Source organism: Xenorhabdus bharatensis (assembly GCF_037996705.1).
Taxonomy (GTDB): domain Bacteria; phylum Pseudomonadota; class Gammaproteobacteria; order Enterobacterales; family Enterobacteriaceae; genus Xenorhabdus; species Xenorhabdus bharatensis.
Map to the genome: position 1 here is coordinate 56702 of NZ_JBBMXG010000018.1, position 20740 is coordinate 77441.

Below are 20740 nucleotides of genomic sequence, written 5' to 3' on the forward strand. Positions count from 1 at the left end.
GCTGCTATATGACTCTTGATGAAACATATATGTCCCGTGCGCTGGAATTGGCGTATCAGGGGCGTTTTACCACATCCCCGAATCCGAATGTCGGTTGTGTGATCGTTAAAGATGACCAGATAGTCGGGGAAGGTTTTCATTTACGCGCCGGTGAACCCCATGCCGAAGTTCATGCGCTTCGTATGGCCGGTGAAAAAGCACAAGGTGCAACCGCTTATGTGACTCTTGAGCCATGCAGCCATCACGGTAAAACCCCTCCTTGTTCTGATGCTCTGATTGCAGCAGGTATCAGCCGCGTTGTAGTGGCAATGCAGGATCCGAATCCACAGGTAGCGGGACGCGGTTTATATAAATTGCAGCAGGCAGGTATTTCGGTTGAGCATGGCGTGATGATGGAACAGGCCGAAATGCTGAATAAAGGATTCCTCAAGCGTATGCGCACTGGGTTTCCTTATCTGCAACTGAAGCTGGGAGCATCACTGGATGGGCGTACCGCACTGGCATCAGGTGAAAGTAAGTGGATCACCTCACCAGCCGCCCGGCAGGATGTACAGAAACTGCGAGCACAATGCAGTGCCATCCTGAGCTCCAGTGCGACGGTATTGGCAGACGATCCGTCACTGACAGTCCGCTGGAATGAGTTGGATGCAGAAACACAGGCGGCCTATCCGCAGGAATCTTTACGTCAGCCTGTTCGCATCATTGTGGATAGTAAAAACCGGGTAACACCGCAGCATCAGGTAGTTCAACAAACCGGTCAATGTTGGTTAGCACACGCTAACATAGAGGGTTCAGATAGCGCAGATAGTGCTGATAAAAATGAACAGCAATGGCCTGATAACATAGAAAAAATATTACTGCCGGTACACGGTACAGGTGTTGATTTAGTGCTGTTGATGATGCAGCTTGGCAAACGTCAGGTAAACTCTGTCTGGGCTGAATGTGGTCCGACACTGGCGGGTGCATTACTGTCTCTGGGTCTGGTGGATGAGCTTATCCTCTATATCGCTCCTAAAGTATTAGGCAATACTGCCCGTGGGCTGTTCGCTATCCCTGAATTGCAAAAGTTATCGGATGCGCCTGAATTCACGCTGATTGATGTAAAACAGATCGGGCCTGATGTCCGGCTTCGTTTAAAACCGCTCTGATTTAAGTTTGAACATAAATCAAGACGCAGAGAAAAAGAATGTGATAAGATCCGCGCCCCTGCGGATATGAATAAGATATAAGGAAGGCTATGAACGTAATCAAAGGTGTTGTTGCAGCTCCTGAAGCCCGCATCGCTATTGCGATCGCCCGCTTTAACAACTTCATTAATGACAGCCTGTTGGAAGGGGCCGTGGATGCGCTGGAACGCATCGGTCAGGTTTCTTCGGACAATATCACCGTAGTATGGGTTCCGGGGGCTTATGAATTGCCGTTGGCCGTTAAGGCACTGGCGGAGTCCGAAAAATATGATGCGGTGATCGCTTTGGGTACTGTTATCCGTGGCGGTACGGCCCACTTTGAATATGTTGCCGGCGAATGTAGCTCTGGCCTGTCCAGCGTGGCAATGTCCAGCAATATTCCTGTCACATTTGGTGTTCTGACAACCGAAAATATTGAACAGGCAATTGAACGCGCGGGTACTAAAGCGGGCAATAAGGGCGCTGAAGCTGCCTTGACCGCATTGGAAATGATCAATGTAATTAAAGCCATTAAGGCTTAAGTTTTAGTTTTAATTAAGGGGAATTTTGTGAAACCTGCTGCTCGTCGTCGTGCTCGTGAGTGTGCTGTTCAGGCAATTTATTCATGGCAATTATCTAAAAACAGCATCGCAGATGTTGAATTGCAGTTTCTGTCAGAGCAGGACGTAAACGGTGTTGATGTCACCTATTTCCGTGAATTGCTGTCCGGGGTAGCGGTCAATGCGACAAAATTGGATGCCTTGATGGCTCCTTATCTTTCCCGCCAGCTCGAAGAGTTGGGTCAGGTGGAAAAGGCTATCTTGCGCGTTGCGATGTTTGAACTAAGCTTTCGTGATGATGTCCCCTACAAAGTGGCTATCAATGAAGGTATCGAACTGGCGAAAACCTTCGGTGCTGAAGACAGCCATAAATTCGTGAACGGGGTATTGGACAAAGCTGGCCCGGTAGCACGTAAAAAGAAGTGATTGCCTGCCAATAGCCCCTATTATAACTCGATGATTTTAAACATGAGGCCGGTTTCCCGGCCTCATGTTCTTATCGTCAGTCACTTTTTGGAATTCTATTATGGCATGTGGTGAATTTGACCTCATTGCACGTTATTTCAATCGCCATGTTATCCGCCGACGTGATGTGAATCTAGGGATTGGTGATGATTGTGCGCTGATGACCGTTGCAGAAAAACAAGAACTGGCAGTGACAACAGATACATTAGTTTCTGGTGTTCATTTTCTGCCTGATATTGCTCCAGAAGATTTGGCATATAAAGCACTGGCTGTCAATATCAGTGATTTAGCTGCTGTAGGGGCAGATCCCGCTTGGGCATCGTTGGCCCTAACCTTGCCTGCTGTCGATGAGGAGTGGTTAAAGCGGTTTAGTGATAGTCTGTTTGAACAACTGAACTATTACGGAATGCAGTTAATTGGCGGAGACACAACCAAAGGCCCGATGAGCCTGACGTTGACTGTACATGGTCTGGTTCCCGCTGGTAGAGCATTACGTCGTACTGGTGCTAAAAACGGTGACTGGATTTATGTCACCGGAACGTTGGGCGATAGTGCGGCAGGGCTGGCTTTGTTGCAGGATCGTCTGAAAATCGAAGAAACATCGATCCACAACTGGTTAGTTAAACGCCATCTTCGTCCACAGCCGCGAGTCTTGCAAGGGCAGGCACTGCGTGATTTGGCCTCATCAGCGATTGATCTGTCTGATGGGCTGATTTCTGATTTGAATCATATCCTGACTGCCAGCCAGTGTGGCGCACGTATTAATCTTGATGCCCTGCCTTATTCTGAAGCAGTGCAGAAATATGCAACGCCGGAACAGGCCTTAAACTGGGCGTTGAGTGGTGGGGAAGATTATGAATTGTGCTTTACTGTACCGGAGCTGAATCGTGGTGCATTAAATATGGCCTTGGCACATACAGGTGCCAGTTTTTGCTGTATCGGGCAAATCAGGCCGGAGTCAGAAGGCATCCGCTACTTTAACAATAACGAAGAAGTTGAGCTGGATCTGAAAGGGTTTGACCATTTCAGAACGGATAAAAAACTACAGGAAGCTCACTATCCATCAGAGCATGCAGAGGATGACCAGACGGAGGGAACACATGGATGACGCAAAACGCCACCTGAAGATGAGCAATCCGTGGCATTTGCTGGCTACCGGATTTGGTAGCGGATTATCGCCGATAATGCCGGGCACAATGGGTTCTGTGGCGGCTATTCCATTCTGGTTGCTGCTGGTACAGTTACCGCAATGGGGGATTTGGCTGGCTATTCTGTTAGGTACCATAATCGGTTGTGTGATTTGTCAGAAAGCCGCCGATGCCATGAAGGTAGATGATCCGGGCTGTGTGGTTTGGGATGAGTTTATCGGAATGTGGATTACCTTAATGGCGATCCCAGTCCTCAACTGGCAATGGGTTTTAGTCGCATTTGTGGTATTCCGTATTTTTGATATGTGGAAACCGTGGCCGATCCGCTGGTTTGACCGCTATGTTAAAGGCGGAGTTGGGATCATGCTGGATGATATTATCGCTGCAATTTTTGCGGTCATTGTTATTTGGCTGCTTAATTTTTACCAGTTGTTGCCTTTCTGAATCTCTTACTGTTACCCGCATTACTGACTGATTAGCCACTGTTTACAGTGGCTAATTTCATCTGCAATCTTCTTAATATACTGAGACTGTTGACGTCTTAAGTGTATTATTTGCTCAATTCATGTCGGGAGCTATACATGAAATGATAAAAGCCAGTGCTAACGTGTCTTACAGGTTTTGTATTTTTCGTTTACAGATCGCTACACTTAGTGAGTTCGAGGTCAGCTAATCTCACTGCCAAGAAATCAATGAACGCCCGAATTTTGGGGGCAAGAAAGCTGCGATTTTTGTATGCAGCATAAAGAGTTCGAGAGAAAGCAACATTATTAATTGCTAACTGTAATCTTCCCGTTTTTAGTTCATCTGCAATTATCCAGTAAGGTAAATAGGCTAATCTGGATCCGGTTAAAGCTAATTGCAGCGATAATGTCGTGTCATTGGTTCGTAGTGGACGAATACCGCCGATATTATTCACTTCCTGATCTTTACGAACTTCGAGACCGTCAATTTCAGACAAAATAGGCAAAATTAAACTATGCAGGTTTAAATCTTGCGTTGATTGAGGATATCCCATCTTGGCGAAGTAAGAGGGTGAGCCGACCAACATAAAATCTATTTTTGTCAGTGGACGTACGATCAGTGTTGGGGATAGCTTATCAGTGACACGAAGAGCAAGATCATATCGCCCAGCAACCAAATCCAGTCTCTGATTGTCCAATATCAGCTCGAAATTAACCTTGGGATAGGCGTTCTGAAAATCTATGAGCAGATGTGCAAACTGGGGATTAGAAAACCATTGAGGAGCTGTGACTCGGAGGGTTCCACTGACGGAACCATTGTGGTGTCCCAGCATGACTTCAGCTTCTTCAAGAATGTCCAGAGCTTCACGACAACTTTTGTAGTACAACCTGCCTGAGTCTGTCAGGCTAATACTACGGCTTGTTCGATTAAGAAGCCTTGTTTGTTGGGTTACTTCTAAATGCGCTATGTGCTTACTCACCATGACAGTAGAGATGCCGAGTTGCTTTGCCGCACCGCTGAAGGAGTTCATTTCTACAACTTCGCAGAACACTTTCAGACTTTTGAGTGTATCCATCATACTTCTCCATTGCGATTGCTAAGATCATGCAGTAGAGCTTATTCGTGAATGGTATACAATTAAAGCGGTTAGCTGTGGCGATAGATGCTATCTATCGCCACAGTAAATTCAATGTTAGTCATACAACTAACACCAGTAGTGGTTTGAGGCCAACATCGGGTGCATAGTAATGAGATATTCTCATTTGAAGCCGTGATTAGACGCATTCCAAACCGTCAGTAGTGCAACAAAAAGAAGTGGTAAGATGGTTATCGGCAACGTATGTGGGCCGAAGGATAAAAGTAAGCCGCCCAATATTCCTCCTGCGCTTATTGATAGGTTCCACGCCACGACTGTCATCGCTTGAGCCACATCAATATCTGCTCCTGCTGTATGTGCTGTTGCAGTCTGAAAAATCGTTGATGACCCGCCATATCCCAATCCCCATAAAGCGATAGCGACATAAATTACGATTTGGCTTTCGTAGCCAATAGCGAGACCGGTTGCTGATAAGATGAATAATAAGATACTAGCGAAAGTTAGCTTCCGTAGGTGTTTGTCAACTTGACTACCAACGAATGTAATACCAATTAAAGAGGTAATGCCAAATACGAGTAATACTCTGCTGAGTTCATCACTCAAGCCAGATGGAACAACAAATGGGCCTATATAGGTGTAAAGGATATTGTGAGCAAGAATGAAACAGATTAACACCAGCAAGATTGATCGCATTCCGGGGAGCACGAATACCCTCCTCAGTGTCAATTTTGTTCTGATATCTTGACCGGGTAAATTTGGCATTTTCCATCGTATCCAGATGATCAGCAATATACTGGCTGCTGACATCACAGCAAATACAGTGCGCCAGTTCAAAACCTCTCCCAGAAATGTACCCGCAGGTAAACCTAAAGACAGTGCCAGAGGTGTTCCTACCATCGCAATAGCGATTGCCCGCCCTTTTAATTCGTCTGGAACCATACGAGCAGCATAGCCAGCAATAATGCTCCACAGAAGGCCTGCGCTCATACCAGCAAGAAAGCGTGCTGCCAGTATTAACCAGTAATTAGACGATAATGCAGTGATCAAATTGATAATTGCGAAACTTACCATTGTCAGTATCAGCAATGGACGCCGATCCCAGCTACGTGTTGCTATGCTTAACGGTATGGCAGCAATAAGAGAGCCTATTGCATAGGCAGTAACTAACTGTCCAGCCATCGCCTCAGATATTTTGAGGCCAGCACTAATCGGCAATAGCAGGCCAGCAGGTAGTGTTTCCGTTAAGATAGTTATAAAAATCGAGGCGGCAAGCGCCAAAAGTGCCAATACAGGTAAGCGAGGTAGCTCAGTTTCTGAGGATGAGCGGCTCATTTCATTGGATTGCATTGATAACCCCTAGTTGAGTGTACAGGGATAGGTTGTCTTCCAGATGCCAGCTTTCCACTATAAAACCATCGATTAATCTATAAATATCAATGGCAATATATTCCACTGGTTGGTTTTTACCTTGGGTTGAGTTAAACGTCCCAGTAAAATGGCCTTTAAAACGAAGATGTGTAATAACGCGATCACCCAGAGTCAGGAGTTGTTCAATTTCACAACTAATCTCTGGGATCGCGGTATGTAATACTCTTGCAGCACCTAATATTCCTTCGATTCCGGTAGGACGTCCAGCAGGAAGCGAACCGTCACGGTAATTTCCAGCTATCACTGCACGAGCAAGAGATTCATTGCCATTTTGCCAAAAAGTGATGAATTTTCTTACAGCCAGAATGTTTTTATTTACTGCAATATCTGAATTCTTGTCATCGGTGAGGATAATTTTGGGGATCAGCAATTCAGAGTTATCGGCACTCATACATTACTCCAGATGAAATATTGATCCCGAATAAATGGCGTATTTACGATATTATTCGGGAATCGAGACCTTTGGCGAACTCCGTTCAAATGGCCAGTTCAATGTTGTATTCTTTTAACCAGCGATTAATCCATAGAACAACCTCCAAACTACCGCGATTATAGGGTTGACTCGTATCCTGACCCGCTCGTTCAAGTTGGGTTTTGGTTTTATTTAAATTTAGCAAAGGTAAGACCGGATTATTATGGTCTTCTATCACTTCTCTTAGCTCTTGCCTCAACCCGTTTTCATACCTTGGGTCCTGTGTGGCTGGATACGGCGTTTTAACGCGATTCAGAATGGAATCGGGAAGAAGGTCGGCTACAGCAGCTCGCAACAGGCTTTTCTCTCGTCCGTCAGCTACTTTCATCTGCCATGGTGTATTGAAGACATACTCAATAAGGCGGTGATCACAGAATGGAACTCGTACCTCTAAACCAACCGCCATGCTCATACGATCTTTTCTATCGAGAAGCGTTTGTAAAAATCTAGTCATATTCAGATAGGTGATTTCTCGCATGCGTCGATTTTCAGGGGACTCGCCAGGTAATACGGGAACCTCCCTTAGCGCATCTTGATAAGCTTCTTGTCGATATGCTTGCTGATCTAGCTGGCGAAGAAAATCTGGAGCAAAGAGTTGAGTACCACCAAAATAACGGGATGAGCCGGATGTGAGCCAAGGGAAGGTATCCGCCTGAACTGCAGCAGGGTTGCGAAACCATTGATATCCACCAAATATTTCATCTGCTGCCTCGCCAGAAAGTGCGACAGTAGAGTAGCGCCGAATTTCTCTGAACAGGAGGTACAGAGAAGGCCACATATCTCCCCAGTACGCTGGAGGAATATCTGTGGCTTTTAAGACACTTGCTCGCACTGAGGGATCCAGTAATTCTTTGCTATCAAGTAATATTTCCGAATGCTCAGACTTAACGTGTTCAGATAAAGCCCGAGCGAATGGAGCATCCGGTGAGCCACGTACTGAATCCGCAGCGAAATTACCTTGGTTTTTAGAGAAGTCTACAGAAAAAGATCGTACCTTAGTTGATCCTAATTCTTTCGCAACCATAGCGGTCACTGTAGACGAATCCAGCCCTCCAGACAGTAGCGTACAAATAGGGACATCTGAAATTATTTGTCGACGCACCGTATCTTCTAACAACGACCTTACTGTTTGGACTGTGGCATCGTAGCTATCTGTATGAGGAGATGCTTCCAGTTTCCAATATGTTGTTTTAAATAACCCCTGCCGGCTGAATTTTATAATTTCTCCGGGTCGTACTTCATACATACCCTCATAAATGGTCTTTCCAGGGGTTTTGACCATATCTAACAATTCACGCAGACCATCTAATGTGACGCGCCGAGGAACGTGTTTATTTGCAAGAATAGCTTTAGGCTCAGAGCCAAAAATTATTCCATGCTCTGTGGGAAAGTAGTAGAGAGGCTTCACTCCTACTCGGTCTCGGGCAAGAATAAGCTCTTGCCTGTGTTTATCCCAAATACCAAACGCAAACATACCATTCAGCTTATTTACTGCTCCTACATTCCATTGCAAGAACGCCTTAAGCAGAACCTCTGTATCACTACTGGTGCGAAAATCATGTCCCAGGCTCTTCAGTTCGTCTCGCAGTTCACGGTAGTTATATATTTCTCCACAAAAAGTAACGACAGCAGAGTTGCTGGTCATAACCTCAGCTTCCATAGGCTGTTTTCCACCTTCTAGGTCGATAATAGCAAGCCTACGATGCCCAAATGCAACGTGGTCAGAATGCCAGATCCCTTCAGCATCTGGACCACGATTAATCAGAGTACGAGTCATTTGAGCAACTTCAGTAAGCTGCTCTTTAATATTTATTTTGAAATCCACCCACCCAGCAATTCCACACATATTATTCTCGCAAGATAATTAGTCTAATTGGCAATTACGCATGGCTAATTGTATTTTTCTGAATTAAGGCTAGGAGTTCCTTCGGTGTTTTTGCGGTAACCGCAATATCATAAGGAATTTCGATCCCAAACTTTTGTTTAAGATGTTCTACTACATTCAGAAGTGCCAACGAATCAAATCCCATATCACTAAATTCAGTATCTGCATGTAGTTCTGTCAGCTCAACCTCAGAGAATTCGTCTTGTTCACCTGATTGTTTCAAAAATTCTATTAGTTCTTTTATATTGAAATCTTTCATAATCGGCCCCGGTTTAGAACGCTATTACAAGTATGGCTATTAGTAAAAAATGACGATTTTATGTTTGATTAAAAATTAGATAATTTCTTGTACATCTATGGAAAAATCAGAAACAGTTCTGCCCGACTGAATGAGTTGTATAGAGACAGTCATTACACAGCTATTTTGTTCATTCTTTGATAATTTTGCGTGTAGTTCAGTTGGGGTGTTTAGTTCGCACATTGAGATAAAAAGCGCATCACATTTAATTATTTTCAATCTAAATGCATCGATATTCTTTATTTTGGCTGTTGCGTATATAGCTAATTGTCGGCTCGCTTCCAGTTGAGTCATAGCAAATATGTGATCGGCAGTTGGTCGGTCAAATAAGACGGGATGCCTCGGATCAAATCTAGCAAGCGCAATATAGCCACCATCTTTATGAGTGACGCGCAGCAATGCAATATTTTGGGGATTCCAGCGAGCAACTTCAGCTGGTTTTAGCTCACTATCTTCAGGGACTTCGATAGGAGCCTGAAACTGAACTCCGCGTTGCTTACACATATCAACGCGAATTCGTTTCCACTGTACTCTGTCTACGAAGTTTTGCCTTATCTGAATGACTGCAATCTCGGTTGAAGATGTGGGATCTGTGAGAACATATCGCCATTGCAGACCCGCTGTTCGACCTGCATTACGGGTTTCCTTCTCCACTTTGCTATTCACGATAACTCGAATAAACCGACCAATTGGATGGCGTATATCTAATGCTTCAGGGTTGACGGTCACCTTAAGTTCTCGGAACAAAAATTGATATCGGTTTTCTGCCAATGACAAGCCAAACTGATTATGAGCTATTGCAAAACATGCTTGCCTGCATATTTCGACCAGTGCCGCGATATCATAGCCTCTCGATTCAAGGATATTTTCTTGATAGAGACCATGAGATCTTGGAATTTGAGCACCTAATATCGTCTCATCAGGAGAGATTGCTACATAATCAGTTAAAAGAACGGAATCATTAGAGGGCTTATGAACTAGGGAAATGGGGAGTGTCCTCTCAAAATCCAGGTTCATTGATGCATTATTATTTTCAGTCATGAAGGTCTTCCTCTGCACTTCGCTCGAAGCTGCTTAGCCTATGCTTTCAGTTACTAGTTGAAGCCAAATTTTTGGTAGCAGTATTTCCGCTGACATCGATCAGCCGCCAGCCTTGGGTTTTGGCATATGACAGACTTGCTTCGTCTACCGGATAGCTATGCACATAGCACGCTGAGTTCACTGCTGAAAGCATTGGAAAGTCGGATGGATGATCTCCAAAAGCCAGTGACGATATGATGTTTTCTGAATGGGTAAAAAGGTATTCGAGTACTTTTCGCCTTTTACAATCGCCAACCATAGCAACGCAAACGGACCCAGTTAAAATGCGATTGTTAATTTCTGGCTCAGAGCCATACCAGGCCGTCATGCCAAGCGATTCTCCGATTGCCTGTACACAACAAGAGTACGATCCAGAAATAGCGACTACATGGTCACCATTTATTTTGAGTTTTTCATATTCCTGATAAACCGGAGATAAGAGTTTCTTCTCTGCCGAATTCCACCATTGAAACCCAAGGTCAAAATAATCATCTTGTTTAATTCCAGATAATATTTTGAAAAATAAACCGTTTGTTTTTTCTCGGGATGCTCCATTTTTTTCCGCATTCTTAACTGCATTGAGCATTTCAATAATCTTTTGCTCATTGACTATTTTCTTTCTGCCCAGATATTGAGCGAATAGGATCATTGTATGCATATCAAGAATCGTACTATCTAAGTCAAAGAATGCTGCTTGGCATCTTTCTTGACAGATTGAAGAGCTTCCTGCTTTTCGAATAGGCTGTGACATTTAACTCCTCCACGATCTAAATATGGATTGGTATATTCGCAGCCTTTCTTTCGAAATCATTATTTCTCCGAAACGAAGCTCGGAAAATAAAAGTATAAGAAAGGGCATATAACATCCAAACTCAGCTATATTAATATGATAACAAAATGTTATTAATATGATAATTAAACGTTTATGATGATAAGCGAATGACTATGAATAATGAACAGGATTCTAGGAAAGTATATGTTAACTAACAGGAAACAATTAAAAAGGTTCTGTCTCTTGACAGAACCTTTTTAATTGTCGATGTACAAATTCTGATACCACCAATACAAAGGTGATGATGCTGTGAGATATCAGAAATAAAACTCCATTTAGTTAATGTATCGCTCCACCTGTCACAGCAATATCTGTTTTATTTTCCCAGGCGACTTTAATAGCCGTTTTTAATGCTGACGTTATTATTTCTAAAGACATGCAGGGCATATTTGTATATTTGGTGGTTTGCTCTGGCAAATAGGGAACATGGATAAACCCTCCACGTGCGGCAGGGTATTTTTGTGTAAGGTAATGTAATAAGCCATACATCACATGGTTACAGACAAACGTGCCGGCTGTTTGGGAAACAGTAGCAGGGATATCAGACATATGTAGCGCCCTGACTATCGCCTTGATGGGCAAGCTGGAAAAATACGCGGCAGGGCCACCGGCAATAATAGGTGTATCAATCGGCTGATTACCTGCATTATCGGTGATTCTTGCATCGTTAATATTAATGGCAACCCGTTCTACTGTAATATCAGGTCTTCCTCCCGCTAACCCTACGGAAATCACTAATTCCGGCTGAAACTTATCAATAATGGTGTAAAGCTGTGCCAGTGATGTATCAAAGATACAGGGGAGCTGATGAACTTCAATGTTTGCATCAGCAACCCGGCTGCCTTGTAGTCGCTTAATCGCTTCCCATGAAGGGTTGATGGCATCGCCTCCAAAAGGCTCAAAAGCAGTCACTAAAATTGTTTTCATAGCTTTTTCCTGTCATTTTTTGTCAGAACATCAGAAAATAGAGCAAAAATACATTGGTAATCAGCAAAGTACATCCTGTAGGGATCTGAGCCTTGATGACGGCATTTCGATCAGGTAGCTCTAATAGTGCTGCGGGAACAAGATTAAAATTTGCTGCCATGGGTGTCATCAATGTACCGCAGTAACCAGAAAACATGCCGATTGCTGCCATTACAGCCGGATTACCACCATGTTGAAGTACAAGAATAGGGATCCCAATTCCGGCTGTTACGATAGGGAAGGCGGCGAAAGCATTCCCCATAATCATGGTCAAGAGTGCCATGCAAAAGACATAAGCCATAACTGCGATAAACCGATTATCAACCGCCAGATAACTCTCTGTCAGGTAAGAGATAATCGTTCCTACTCCGGCAGCGGTAAACAGCAACCCGAGCGTAGCCAGAATTTGTGGCAGAATGAATACGCAGCCTATCGAGTCCAGTAAGCGACGAGTCTCCTGCATAGGTTGTATAATTTTCTCGCGAGTAATACGGATTGCAATGACCAGTGCGATAAGACAGCCGAGAGTGATAGAGAAGAGGGTTGCCAGCGTTGTGTGATTGCCTTCGCCAAAAATTGCGCGCTCTAATCCGGGAATATGGTTAAACGCAAGAACACCCATCATGGTGATAACCGGAATAAGTAAGGCGGGTAAAAATAATCGATTCCCAAGACGGGTTGCACTTTCCTGCCGTTGCTCTGGCGTTGGCTGGTGATAGTTACCTAAACGAACCCCACCAAACCCAGCCAGCAGTGCCATCACAACCACTAAAATCCCTACTCCGATATGTACGATCCTTGTTGCCAGAACTTCATTATCGAGCCAGAGCTCAGCCAAACGATAGCTCCAGTTTCCTAGCAGAAAAATAAAGCCATAAAGCCCCCAGAATAGCCCTGTAGTCAAACGATGGGGATTGGCTTTATCCCGCCAGGACATCACTGTCACAATAAGCAAAATAGCGCCCGCTAAATAATAGAGATACTGTAACTGAAACATTATATTGCCTCCTTGCTGGCTTGTTTTGTATGTCTTAGGGAAGCAATTTCTTTGGCAAGTTTGTTATCCAGCCGATATAGCCTAACTGAATGGATGAAGAACGCACAAACCGCAGTCGGAATTCCCCATAGGGCAATATGCAGGGGTTCTGTCTCGATACCTGCGGAGTTCAACATAAAATTGTGCATAAAAATAATGGCGCCGAATGCGACAAAAATATCTTCTCCAAAAAACAATCCGGTATTATCTGTCGCGGCGGACATAGCGCGGATCCGATAGCGGACATTTTTGGGTAAATCGCCATATTGATTTTCGGCAGCGCCTTCAGCCATTGGCGCCAGTAATGGACGAACCATTTGTGGATGCCCCCCCAGACTGGTTAAACCCAGAGCGGCAGAGATTTCACGTACAAACAGGTAGACGATCAGTAAACGGCCGGTTGTGGCACTTTTAATATGGGCAATGGCACGTTGAGCCTGCTCTTTTAAACCATGCCTTTCCAGCAATCCAATGATGACTAAAGGTAATAGAATAGTCAGCGATAGGTTCATTGTATTAAGAAAGCCAGAGCCGAGCTTTTCCAGAATATCGAGAATCGGCATATTGGCAGCTACCCCTGTGACCAGCCCTGCAACGGTTACAACCAGAACAGGATTAAACCTGATAATAAAACCAATGATGATGACCGCAATCCCGATTAGGGGCCAAAAATTGACAGTATGCTGCATATTTTACTTCCCTCTGCATAAGTGGATTGTTGTTTTATTGTTGATATAGTTGGTGTTCATTGTTGGGTAATTGTTTTTTATTGTTGAACAATAAATATATTGTGTTCAAAGAATGATCAACGTAAATCTGCATTGGATTGTAAAAATGGAAGGTAGATCACTGATTAGATCGATTTTTTATCTGAGTCATTGGAAATTAAAAAGGAGTGAACCGATATTTTTAACGCCATTTATAGCACTATATGGTGTTAACTATCGGTATTAATTTAGGATGTGTTATTTTAATTTGAAATTATGATTCATTTAACAATTTTATTATTGAATATTGTTATTTATTGATAATTAAATCAAGATACGGCTTCCGGGCTGTAAGAATTTTTCTGGCACGTAAAGATCGAAGTTATTCAATCGGCAGTATTCTTCCAATTGTTGAGCAGAACTAACACCCACTTTTTTATATATTTGTGCGGTATAGTTTTCAACGGTACGATAGGAAATATTTAAAATCCTGCCGATTTGTTTACTGGTATATTTATGCAAAGAGAGGAAAATAACGTCCCATTCCCGTTGAGTAAATAAATCAGTCGGGGGTTGGAACATAATAGAAGCAGGTAGTTTCCCATGATACAAGCGGGTCAATGAATAATCCTGAGCTTTCCATAAATGATAGATGATTCCTATACAGTCACCATTATCGTGATAAATAGGTGACTTTTCACAAAAGTAAGATGATAAAGTTTGAGTTTCTCCCCAAACATGGGTTTCTAGTGAAACGTAAGATTTTTCTTCTTTCATTACCTTTTGGTCATGATGAATATACGCTTCAGCGAACTCAGCGCCACCCCAGGGAAGCTCATGATCGTAGAGCCCCTCAAAATCAAATGAATCTGAAAACCCCTTAATCTTATTCAACGCGTTGTTACCATAGATGAAGCATGAATTTTTATCCTTGATCCCCCAAGGGTCATTACTTGCTGCCAACGTATTAATTATTTGAGGTGAAATGATCGACTTCTTACTCATATCAATATTCCTTATAAAAGATGGTCACTAAAGTATTTTATACGCTTCCAATGTTTATAAAAATGAATAGAATTCTTAAATATACTGTTTCATCGTCAACTCCAGGGAAGTTTTTTAATAATATAAAAATCAATTTGAATAGAATATAGTCTTTTTAGTGATGCAAGTTTCAAGGGGGTACTACCTATTAAAATAAATAAAATTAAGTGGATTTTTTAAATGAATTATCATTTTTGTGAAACGCATCACGGAAAAACGATTACCTGAAACTTTCAATAGAAAGTTCCAGGTATGACCATAGAGTTTTAGTGAGGTGTTAACTGAGTTAAACCAATGATTGCCTGCTCAAGGTATTTCCGGGGACAACCTAAATTGATCCGAATAAATCCTTTTCCTTTATCTCCGAAACTATATCCCATTGAAACCGCTATTTTTGCTTTTTTTATTAACGTATCCTGCAATGCATTATCATCTAAGCCTAATTCACGGCAATCGAGCCAGGCCAGATATGTCCCTTCTGCCTTGACCATTCGGCACCAAGGGGCAGAAGAAGCTAACGCCTGCTCTAGCCAGCGACGGTTTTCCGCCAGATGCTCTTGTAATTTATCAAGCCATACATCCCCATATTGATAAGCTGCTGTCGCTGCGGTCATTGATAATGAATTGAATACATCTAATCCGTGGGCATTCAACCGATCAACAAAAGCCTGTCGGAGAACAGCATTTGGGATAAGAAAGTTTGATATACGAAGTGATGACAGTCCAAAAGTCTTACTCGAAGAAGTGGCAACGATTATGTTGTTATGCCACTCATTACCAAGATGCAATATGGAGGTAAATTTTTCTCCGGGCAAAGTTAAATCAGCCCAAATTTCATCGGAAAGTAGTGTCGTTCCGTATTTTTTACAGAGAACCAACAGCTGAGACAGTTCATCATGATTCCAGCATCGGCCTGTAGGATTGTGCGGGTTACATAGCAGCAATACAGGAGGGCGATGTTGCTCTAACAACTGTTCTAGATGGCAGTAATCAATTGTATACCCTTCTGAGCATTCAATAAGAGGATTTTCAAGAAGTACTCTGTCATTCATTGCAATGATTTTTGCAAATGAGCCATAGTAAGGAGCCTGAACAACAACCCCATCTCCGGGTTTACTTAGCATTTGTATCAACAAAGCCAATCCCGGTAAGACACCTTCTATTGATGTGAACCAGTCTCTGTATAAGGTCAGATTATGGCGTCTGGAAAACCAGTCTATTGCTGCTTGATAGTAGAGAGTGTCCCGTTCGCTATAGCCGAAAATTCCGTGTTCAATTCGGGAAGACAGAGCTTGCAGGACTTCTTTCGGACAAGGAAAATCGAAATCAGATACCCACATTGGTAGAAGATCAGTTGTATTTAAATTCAGGTAGCGATCCAAAAAATCCCACTTAACAGAGCTTGTATGGTGGCGGTCGATTATCTGATTGAAATCAGGTGAGTTCACGTTAATTTTCCTTATTTTTCTGCGAGTATTCCGGTGTGACTTTTGCAATACCGAAACCAGTAAAACCATAAATAAGAGCTAAAAAGATAGCGGTATAACATTGGACTGCCCAAGGCAGCAGATCGAGTGTGCTGACACCTAGTGTTGTCGCCATATAAATACCAGCAGAAGTCCAGGGAAGCAGCGGTTCAATAACGGTGCAGCCATCTTCTATTGTTCGGGACAGGTTTTTATTATCTAGTCCCATCCGTTGATAAGCTTCTTTAAATAGCTCGGCTGGAATAAGTAGCGCTAATTTTCCGTCACAGGTGGCACCTGTGACTAGAATCGTGGTAGATAAGGTGGCAGCGATGAGTTGCCCAGTAGTATGGACCGCCTGTAGAAGCCAGGTGATAATGATGGTCAGGGAACCAGTGAGGGTTAATACACCTGCAAATGAGAATGCACACAATATAAGTAATACAGTTCCCATCATGGAAGACATCCCACCGCGATTAAGAAGGCGCGGAACATCACCAATAATCCCGGAAAAATCGCCTCCCTGTTCAGAAAACATGCTGTGATTGAAGCCATCAATTAATGAATTAAGGCCTTGCTTAATAGTAAATCCTTGAAGCCCTACTCCGATCACAATTGCTAATACAGAGGCAGCAAACATAACCGGTATCACTGGACGTTTGGTTACGGCTCCCCATACAACTAATGCTGGTGGTAAAATTAGTAATAAATTGAAGTGATATAGATTTTCAAGTGATTGAATTATATGTGTTATTTTTTCTGGTGTTGCTGAGTTATCCGCTAAGCTTATATTCCCGGCAATAAAATAGACAATAGCCGCTAAAATGAAGCCGGGGATAGTGGTATACAATAAGTGCTGAATATGACTGTAAAGATCAGTCTCGGCAACAATGGCTGCAAAATTTGTTGAATCAGATAAAGGTGAAATTTTATCACCGAAATATGCACCTGAAACTACTGCTCCTGCTGTAGCAGCCAATGAAACATCGAGACTGTTAGCTACCCCCATTAAAGCAACGCCCACGGTTCCGGCTGAACCCCATGATGTTCCCGTACAGACTGAAATAATACTCGTAATAAAGAATGCGGCGATAAGAATGTATTGAGGGCTAATTAGCTTTAGTCCCCAATAAACCATATAAGGTATCGTTCCGCTTAACATCCAAGTACCAATTAATCCTCCGACGCAAATCAAGATCATGATGACCGGCATTGCTTTGACTAATTTTGTTACAATAGCATCAATAATGTCATTCCAGTGATAGCCTTGCCAATATGCCAGTAATGAAGCTATTACAGCCGATGCGAGTAATAGTGATTCTATTCGGAGACCTAGTTGGCCATAACCAATAATTAACAGTAGGAGCATGGCTGCAATGGGTAATATAGCCAGCCCCAAACTAAGTTTTTTCTTGTTATCCATTATCAATATTCCAATTTACGGAAGGGGAGTTGAAACAAAAATTACTCTATCAAAGAAACAGACTCTCTGATGATAAGTTTTCCTGAAAACATATTTAGTTGTGGGAGGGGGTCTTTTTTGTTACTTAGATTTAACGCGAGATTTGCTGCGTGTTGAGCCATTTTTTCAATTGGATTATGTATAGTAGTTAAGGAAGGATAGAGATATTGAGCTGTGACAATATTATCAAATCCGACAATTGATAGCTGTTCCGGTAGCTTGATTTTTCGCTGATGTAAAAATCGCATCATTCCTGCTGCCATAACATCATTAAATGTTACAGCGGCAGTAAAGCTGGTATTGCTGTTTAAGAGTTTTTCTGCTGCTTGTTCTCCACCCTTTTCATTAAACGGAACGCTAATAATCCAATCACTGGGTACTGTGATACCTGCACTATCCATTGCTGTATAATATCCTTCTAACCTAAATTTCCTATCATCAATGGATAGATCAGTTGTTATATAGGCAATTTTACGATGACCATTTTGGATAAGATAATTGGTAGCAGTTAAAGAAGCATTAATATTATCTAACCAAACACATCGGTTAGCGATTCCCGGAAAATATCGGTTAATAACGACTAACCCTGGAGTATGAGCAGCATAGCGTAATATATCAGCTTCATTCATCCTACTGACATAGGCAACTATTGCTTCACATCCCTGGTTAATTAAAAAATCTAAGCCGGATTTTTCACGTTCTGCCTGATGTTCACCGCTGCACACCATTAATTTGGCTTCTTCTTGACGGGCAATTTTCTCAACTCCACGAGCCAATAAGGAAAAAAAGGGATCAGCTAAATTTCCTGTTAATAAGCCCAACATATTTCCGCATCTTTTCGCCAATGCAAGTGCGGCTAAATTGCGGTGGTAGTTTAAGTTACGCATTGCTTTTTCTACGCGTTCGCGCGTGACCGGCTCAACATAAGCAGTATTATTAATGACACGGCTGACAGTAGCGACAGATACTCCTGCCTGATGTGCAACTTCTTTCATGGTAGACATGCTTTCCCTCAGTCGTTTTATACTATAGTTATAGAGAGAAATCATATCTCAATTCATTCAAATAATTTATCCTTTTTATTGATTAAGTAATACCTTTTTTGATTGTGTTTTAATGGTTAATATAAGAATGCATGGCCCATAGATGAAAAATATTGGGATGGAACATATAAATCATAATTATTTCTTTCACATAGTTCCTTTAATTCAATAATTGAATTTATGGATAGCTTTTCATAAATAATCTTAAAATATTTTTCTAGTGTACGATATGATATTTTAAGTTTGTTAGCAATGTATTTATTATTTATTCCTCGACAAAATAAGAAAATTATTAGCCATTCCTTTTCTGTCAATATTTTATTTGGAGGGTTTAGGTTAATGGATATAGAAGAATTATTCTTGATATAATGATGAACGGAGAAATGACTTATTTCTTTAATATGGCAAATTATACCCATGCACTGGTTATCTTCACTCATTAATGGATATTTTTCACAAAAATAAGGTTTTAATTGGTGTGGGTTATCTTGAAAGTAAGCACCTATAGAGGATACTCTTTGCATGGATTGTAAGGTTTTCCTATCATGTTCTTCAAATAGGTTAGAAAGATCACTAAGCTGTGTAGATAATTCCTTTTCTTGATAGCCACGGATATCAAAGTTATCAGGTAATTTGTTTAGTTTAATGAATGTTTTGTTTGCGTATATAAAACGGAGATTGATATCTTTTACAAACCATGATTCATGGCTTTTATCCCACATTTTTGTTAATTGAGGTGTTATTTGGCTCATATTAACCTGCAATAATGATTGAGTTAAAATAGTAAAATATATTCTTAATAAGTAAATTTTATTTAAGTGTTGCGGATAGGGTAACGAATTTATTTTAGATGAAATGTGAGAAGAGTTTGTTATCCATGTAACCGGTTTCATGTGGTATAGAAATGTGACTTATATCTCGGTTTTTTGGCTTGCTTATCACCGAGGAAACAAATACGCAGCAAAGTACTGACAAGTGAAGCTACTCTACACGTACGAGAGTTAGTCCGTCAGTCATGTGGTTAGAACGGGTAGTGAGCAAAGATCATGTGGTAAATAATTCTCCGACATTGTCGCTTTCAAAAATTATGAGGGGATTGAAGAGAAGGATAGCGAGCAGGTTGTTTGAAGAGTTTTCACATCTGAAGAAGTATTATTGGGGTCAACACTTTTTGAGATAGAGGTTATTTTTTGCGCTTCGTATTCCTAACCTAATAGATGATGTAATAATTAAAAGTATTTATTAGCTTTTATGTCAAAATATTTACTACAAGGAAAAGAAGCAGTCAGTTCAGTTGATTTTAAACGACGAGAAATATTACCGTGGTTTCGTAAACAAATAAAACCAACCGACTGGGAACAACAGATTTCAGCAATCTTAGCTGAACTAGATAGACTTGGGCCGCCACGAAAGGCTACAGATCCCAAATAGCAGTTGGAAAAATAGTTAAATAGCAAAAAACCGTCATTGAGTATCTTTTGTTATAAATAAAAGATATTAATGACGGCTCAAGTATAATTAAGTTGAATTAGATTTTTGTAAATTGTTTATTATCTAATACCTTGGAAACTTCTTTATTCAGAATATTCAGCAGAAGAATGGAACGAGTTTCTCCATCTGGTTCATTGTAAATGGCCTGAATTCCTTCAAAAATCCCTTCAGTTATCAGAACAGTATCACCAGAAATAGGGGTTTCTGGTGCGGTAAATTCCTGTTCAGTCGCATTCATTAATTCATCGATTAATTGCTGTGGGACAACCGCTGGGTATGTACTGAAACGGATAAAGTGATTAACCCCCCGTGTTGAATTAACCGTGGTTGTATGAATAACTTCCGGATCAAAGTTCACAAAAAGGTAATTCGGAAAAAGAGGTTCGGTTACGGTCGTTCTTCTACCCCGTATAATTTTTTCAATTTTGGCTGTGGGTGTCAGGCAAATGACATCCTGTCTCTCTAGGTTTTCGATCGCCCGAGAGATTTGCCCGCGTTTACAATAAAGAAGATACCAATTTCCCATAATATTCCGACTCCATTACACAATGTACTAAGCATAACAAAACCGATACAAGCAAATCATCTACAAAGTGAAAAATGTGTTTAAAGAAAATGACATGTTTTTAT

The 20740-nt window shown here is 41.8% G+C and carries 21 protein-coding genes and 1 pseudogene; 6 read left to right on the plus strand and 16 right to left on the minus strand.

Annotated features, from left to right (window positions below; genetic code table 11):
* Positions 1-8 precede the first annotated feature (8 nt).
* From ribD to pgpA, 5 genes are all read left to right on the plus strand, one after another.
* Positions 9-1148 carry a bifunctional diaminohydroxyphosphoribosylaminopyrimidine deaminase/5-amino-6-(5-phosphoribosylamino)uracil reductase RibD gene (ribD, locus tag AAC855_RS16290; protein ID WP_340610981.1) on the plus strand — a complete coding sequence of 380 codons (1140 nt, stop codon included), beginning with the start codon at positions 9-11 and terminating at the stop codon, positions 1146-1148.
* Positions 1149-1237: 89 nt separating this feature from the next.
* Positions 1238-1708: a 6,7-dimethyl-8-ribityllumazine synthase gene (gene ribH, locus AAC855_RS16295; protein ID WP_340610984.1), complete on the plus strand. Its 471-nt coding sequence runs from the start codon at positions 1238-1240 to the stop codon at positions 1706-1708.
* A 27-nt stretch (positions 1709-1735) separates the two neighbouring features.
* On the plus strand, positions 1736-2152 hold the full coding sequence (gene nusB, locus AAC855_RS16300) for a transcription antitermination factor NusB (RefSeq protein WP_086954179.1): 417 nt from the start codon (positions 1736-1738) through the stop codon (positions 2150-2152).
* A 100-nt stretch (positions 2153-2252) separates the two neighbouring features.
* On the plus strand, positions 2253-3299 hold the full coding sequence (thiL, locus tag AAC855_RS16305; RefSeq protein ID WP_340610985.1) for a thiamine-phosphate kinase: 1047 nt from the start codon (positions 2253-2255) through the stop codon (positions 3297-3299).
* The gene (gene pgpA / locus AAC855_RS16310; RefSeq protein WP_228860143.1) at positions 3292-3783 is read left to right on the plus strand and encodes a phosphatidylglycerophosphatase A; all 492 of its coding nucleotides are present in this window, start codon (positions 3292-3294) and stop codon (positions 3781-3783) included. Before thiL ends, pgpA begins: the two co-directional genes overlap by 8 nt.
* A gap of 190 nt (positions 3784-3973) precedes the next feature.
* Here pgpA and AAC855_RS16315 read toward each other — a convergent pair whose 3' ends face one another.
* From AAC855_RS16315 to AAC855_RS16385, 15 genes are all read right to left on the minus strand, one after another.
* The gene (locus AAC855_RS16315; RefSeq protein ID WP_340610987.1) at positions 3974-4882 is read right to left on the minus strand and encodes a LysR family transcriptional regulator; all 909 of its coding nucleotides are present in this window, start codon (positions 4880-4882) and stop codon (positions 3974-3976) included.
* Between the two features lie 180 nt (positions 4883-5062).
* Positions 5063-6247: an MFS transporter gene (locus tag AAC855_RS16320; RefSeq protein ID WP_340610989.1), complete on the minus strand. Its 1185-nt coding sequence runs from the start codon at positions 6245-6247 to the stop codon at positions 5063-5065.
* Positions 6234-6719, minus strand: a complete 486-nt coding sequence (locus tag AAC855_RS16325) for an ester cyclase (protein ID WP_340610990.1) — start codon at positions 6717-6719, stop codon at positions 6234-6236. Before AAC855_RS16325 ends, AAC855_RS16320 begins: the two co-directional genes overlap by 14 nt.
* An 85-nt stretch (positions 6720-6804) precedes the next feature.
* Complete coding sequence (gene asnB / locus AAC855_RS16330; protein ID WP_340610991.1) at positions 6805-8646, minus strand: asparagine synthase (glutamine-hydrolyzing); 1842 nt, start codon at positions 8644-8646, stop codon at positions 6805-6807.
* Positions 8647-8680: 34 nt separating this feature from the next.
* Positions 8681-8944, minus strand: a complete 264-nt coding sequence (locus tag AAC855_RS16335; protein WP_340610992.1) for an acyl carrier protein — start codon at positions 8942-8944, stop codon at positions 8681-8683.
* Between the two features lie 75 nt (positions 8945-9019).
* Entirely contained in the window at positions 9020-10024 is a 1005-nt protein-coding gene (locus tag AAC855_RS16340) for an AfsA-related hotdog domain-containing protein (protein ID WP_340610994.1), read from the minus strand.
* A 46-nt stretch (positions 10025-10070) separates the two neighbouring features.
* Positions 10071-10814, minus strand: a complete 744-nt coding sequence (locus AAC855_RS16345) for an HAD family hydrolase (protein ID WP_340610996.1) — start codon at positions 10812-10814, stop codon at positions 10071-10073.
* 360 nt (positions 10815-11174) lie between these two features.
* Complete coding sequence (gene pcp, locus AAC855_RS16350) at positions 11175-11822, minus strand: pyroglutamyl-peptidase I (RefSeq protein WP_340610998.1); 648 nt, start codon at positions 11820-11822, stop codon at positions 11175-11177.
* A gap of 22 nt (positions 11823-11844) precedes the next feature.
* Positions 11845-12861 (minus strand): DUF979 domain-containing protein, encoded by a 1017-nt coding sequence (locus AAC855_RS16355; RefSeq protein WP_340611020.1) that lies wholly within the window; start codon positions 12859-12861, stop codon positions 11845-11847.
* Entirely contained in the window at positions 12858-13586 is a 729-nt protein-coding gene (locus AAC855_RS16360; RefSeq protein ID WP_340611000.1) for a DUF969 domain-containing protein, read from the minus strand. Before AAC855_RS16360 ends, AAC855_RS16355 begins: the two co-directional genes overlap by 4 nt.
* A 342-nt stretch (positions 13587-13928) precedes the next feature.
* A complete protein-coding gene (locus AAC855_RS16365) occupies positions 13929-14609 on the minus strand; it encodes a helix-turn-helix transcriptional regulator (protein ID WP_340611002.1) in 681 nt (226 codons plus the stop codon).
* Between the two features lie 305 nt (positions 14610-14914).
* On the minus strand, positions 14915-16096 hold the full coding sequence (locus AAC855_RS16370; RefSeq protein ID WP_340611004.1) for a MalY/PatB family protein: 1182 nt from the start codon (positions 16094-16096) through the stop codon (positions 14915-14917).
* A 1-nt stretch (position 16097) separates the two neighbouring features.
* Entirely contained in the window at positions 16098-17537 is a 1440-nt protein-coding gene (gene nhaC, locus AAC855_RS16375) for a Na+/H+ antiporter NhaC (protein ID WP_340611005.1), read from the minus strand.
* Positions 17538-17578: 41 nt separating this feature from the next.
* Complete coding sequence (locus AAC855_RS16380) at positions 17579-18580, minus strand: LacI family DNA-binding transcriptional regulator (RefSeq protein WP_340611006.1); 1002 nt, start codon at positions 18578-18580, stop codon at positions 17579-17581.
* A gap of 116 nt (positions 18581-18696) precedes the next feature.
* Positions 18697-19371 (minus strand): helix-turn-helix transcriptional regulator, encoded by a 675-nt coding sequence (locus tag AAC855_RS16385; protein WP_340611007.1) that lies wholly within the window; start codon positions 19369-19371, stop codon positions 18697-18699.
* Positions 19372-19575: 204 nt separating this feature from the next.
* Here AAC855_RS16385 and AAC855_RS16390 point away from each other — a divergent pair.
* Positions 19576-19790 (plus strand): annotated as a pseudogene (locus AAC855_RS16390) (transposase); the annotation flags it as partial.
* Positions 19791-20147: 357 nt separating this feature from the next.
* On the opposite strand, the gene rfaH reads toward AAC855_RS16390, so the two are convergent.
* On the minus strand, positions 20148-20636 hold the full coding sequence (rfaH, locus tag AAC855_RS16395) for a transcription/translation regulatory transformer protein RfaH (protein ID WP_340611010.1): 489 nt from the start codon (positions 20634-20636) through the stop codon (positions 20148-20150).
* Positions 20637-20740: the final 104 nt, after the last annotated feature.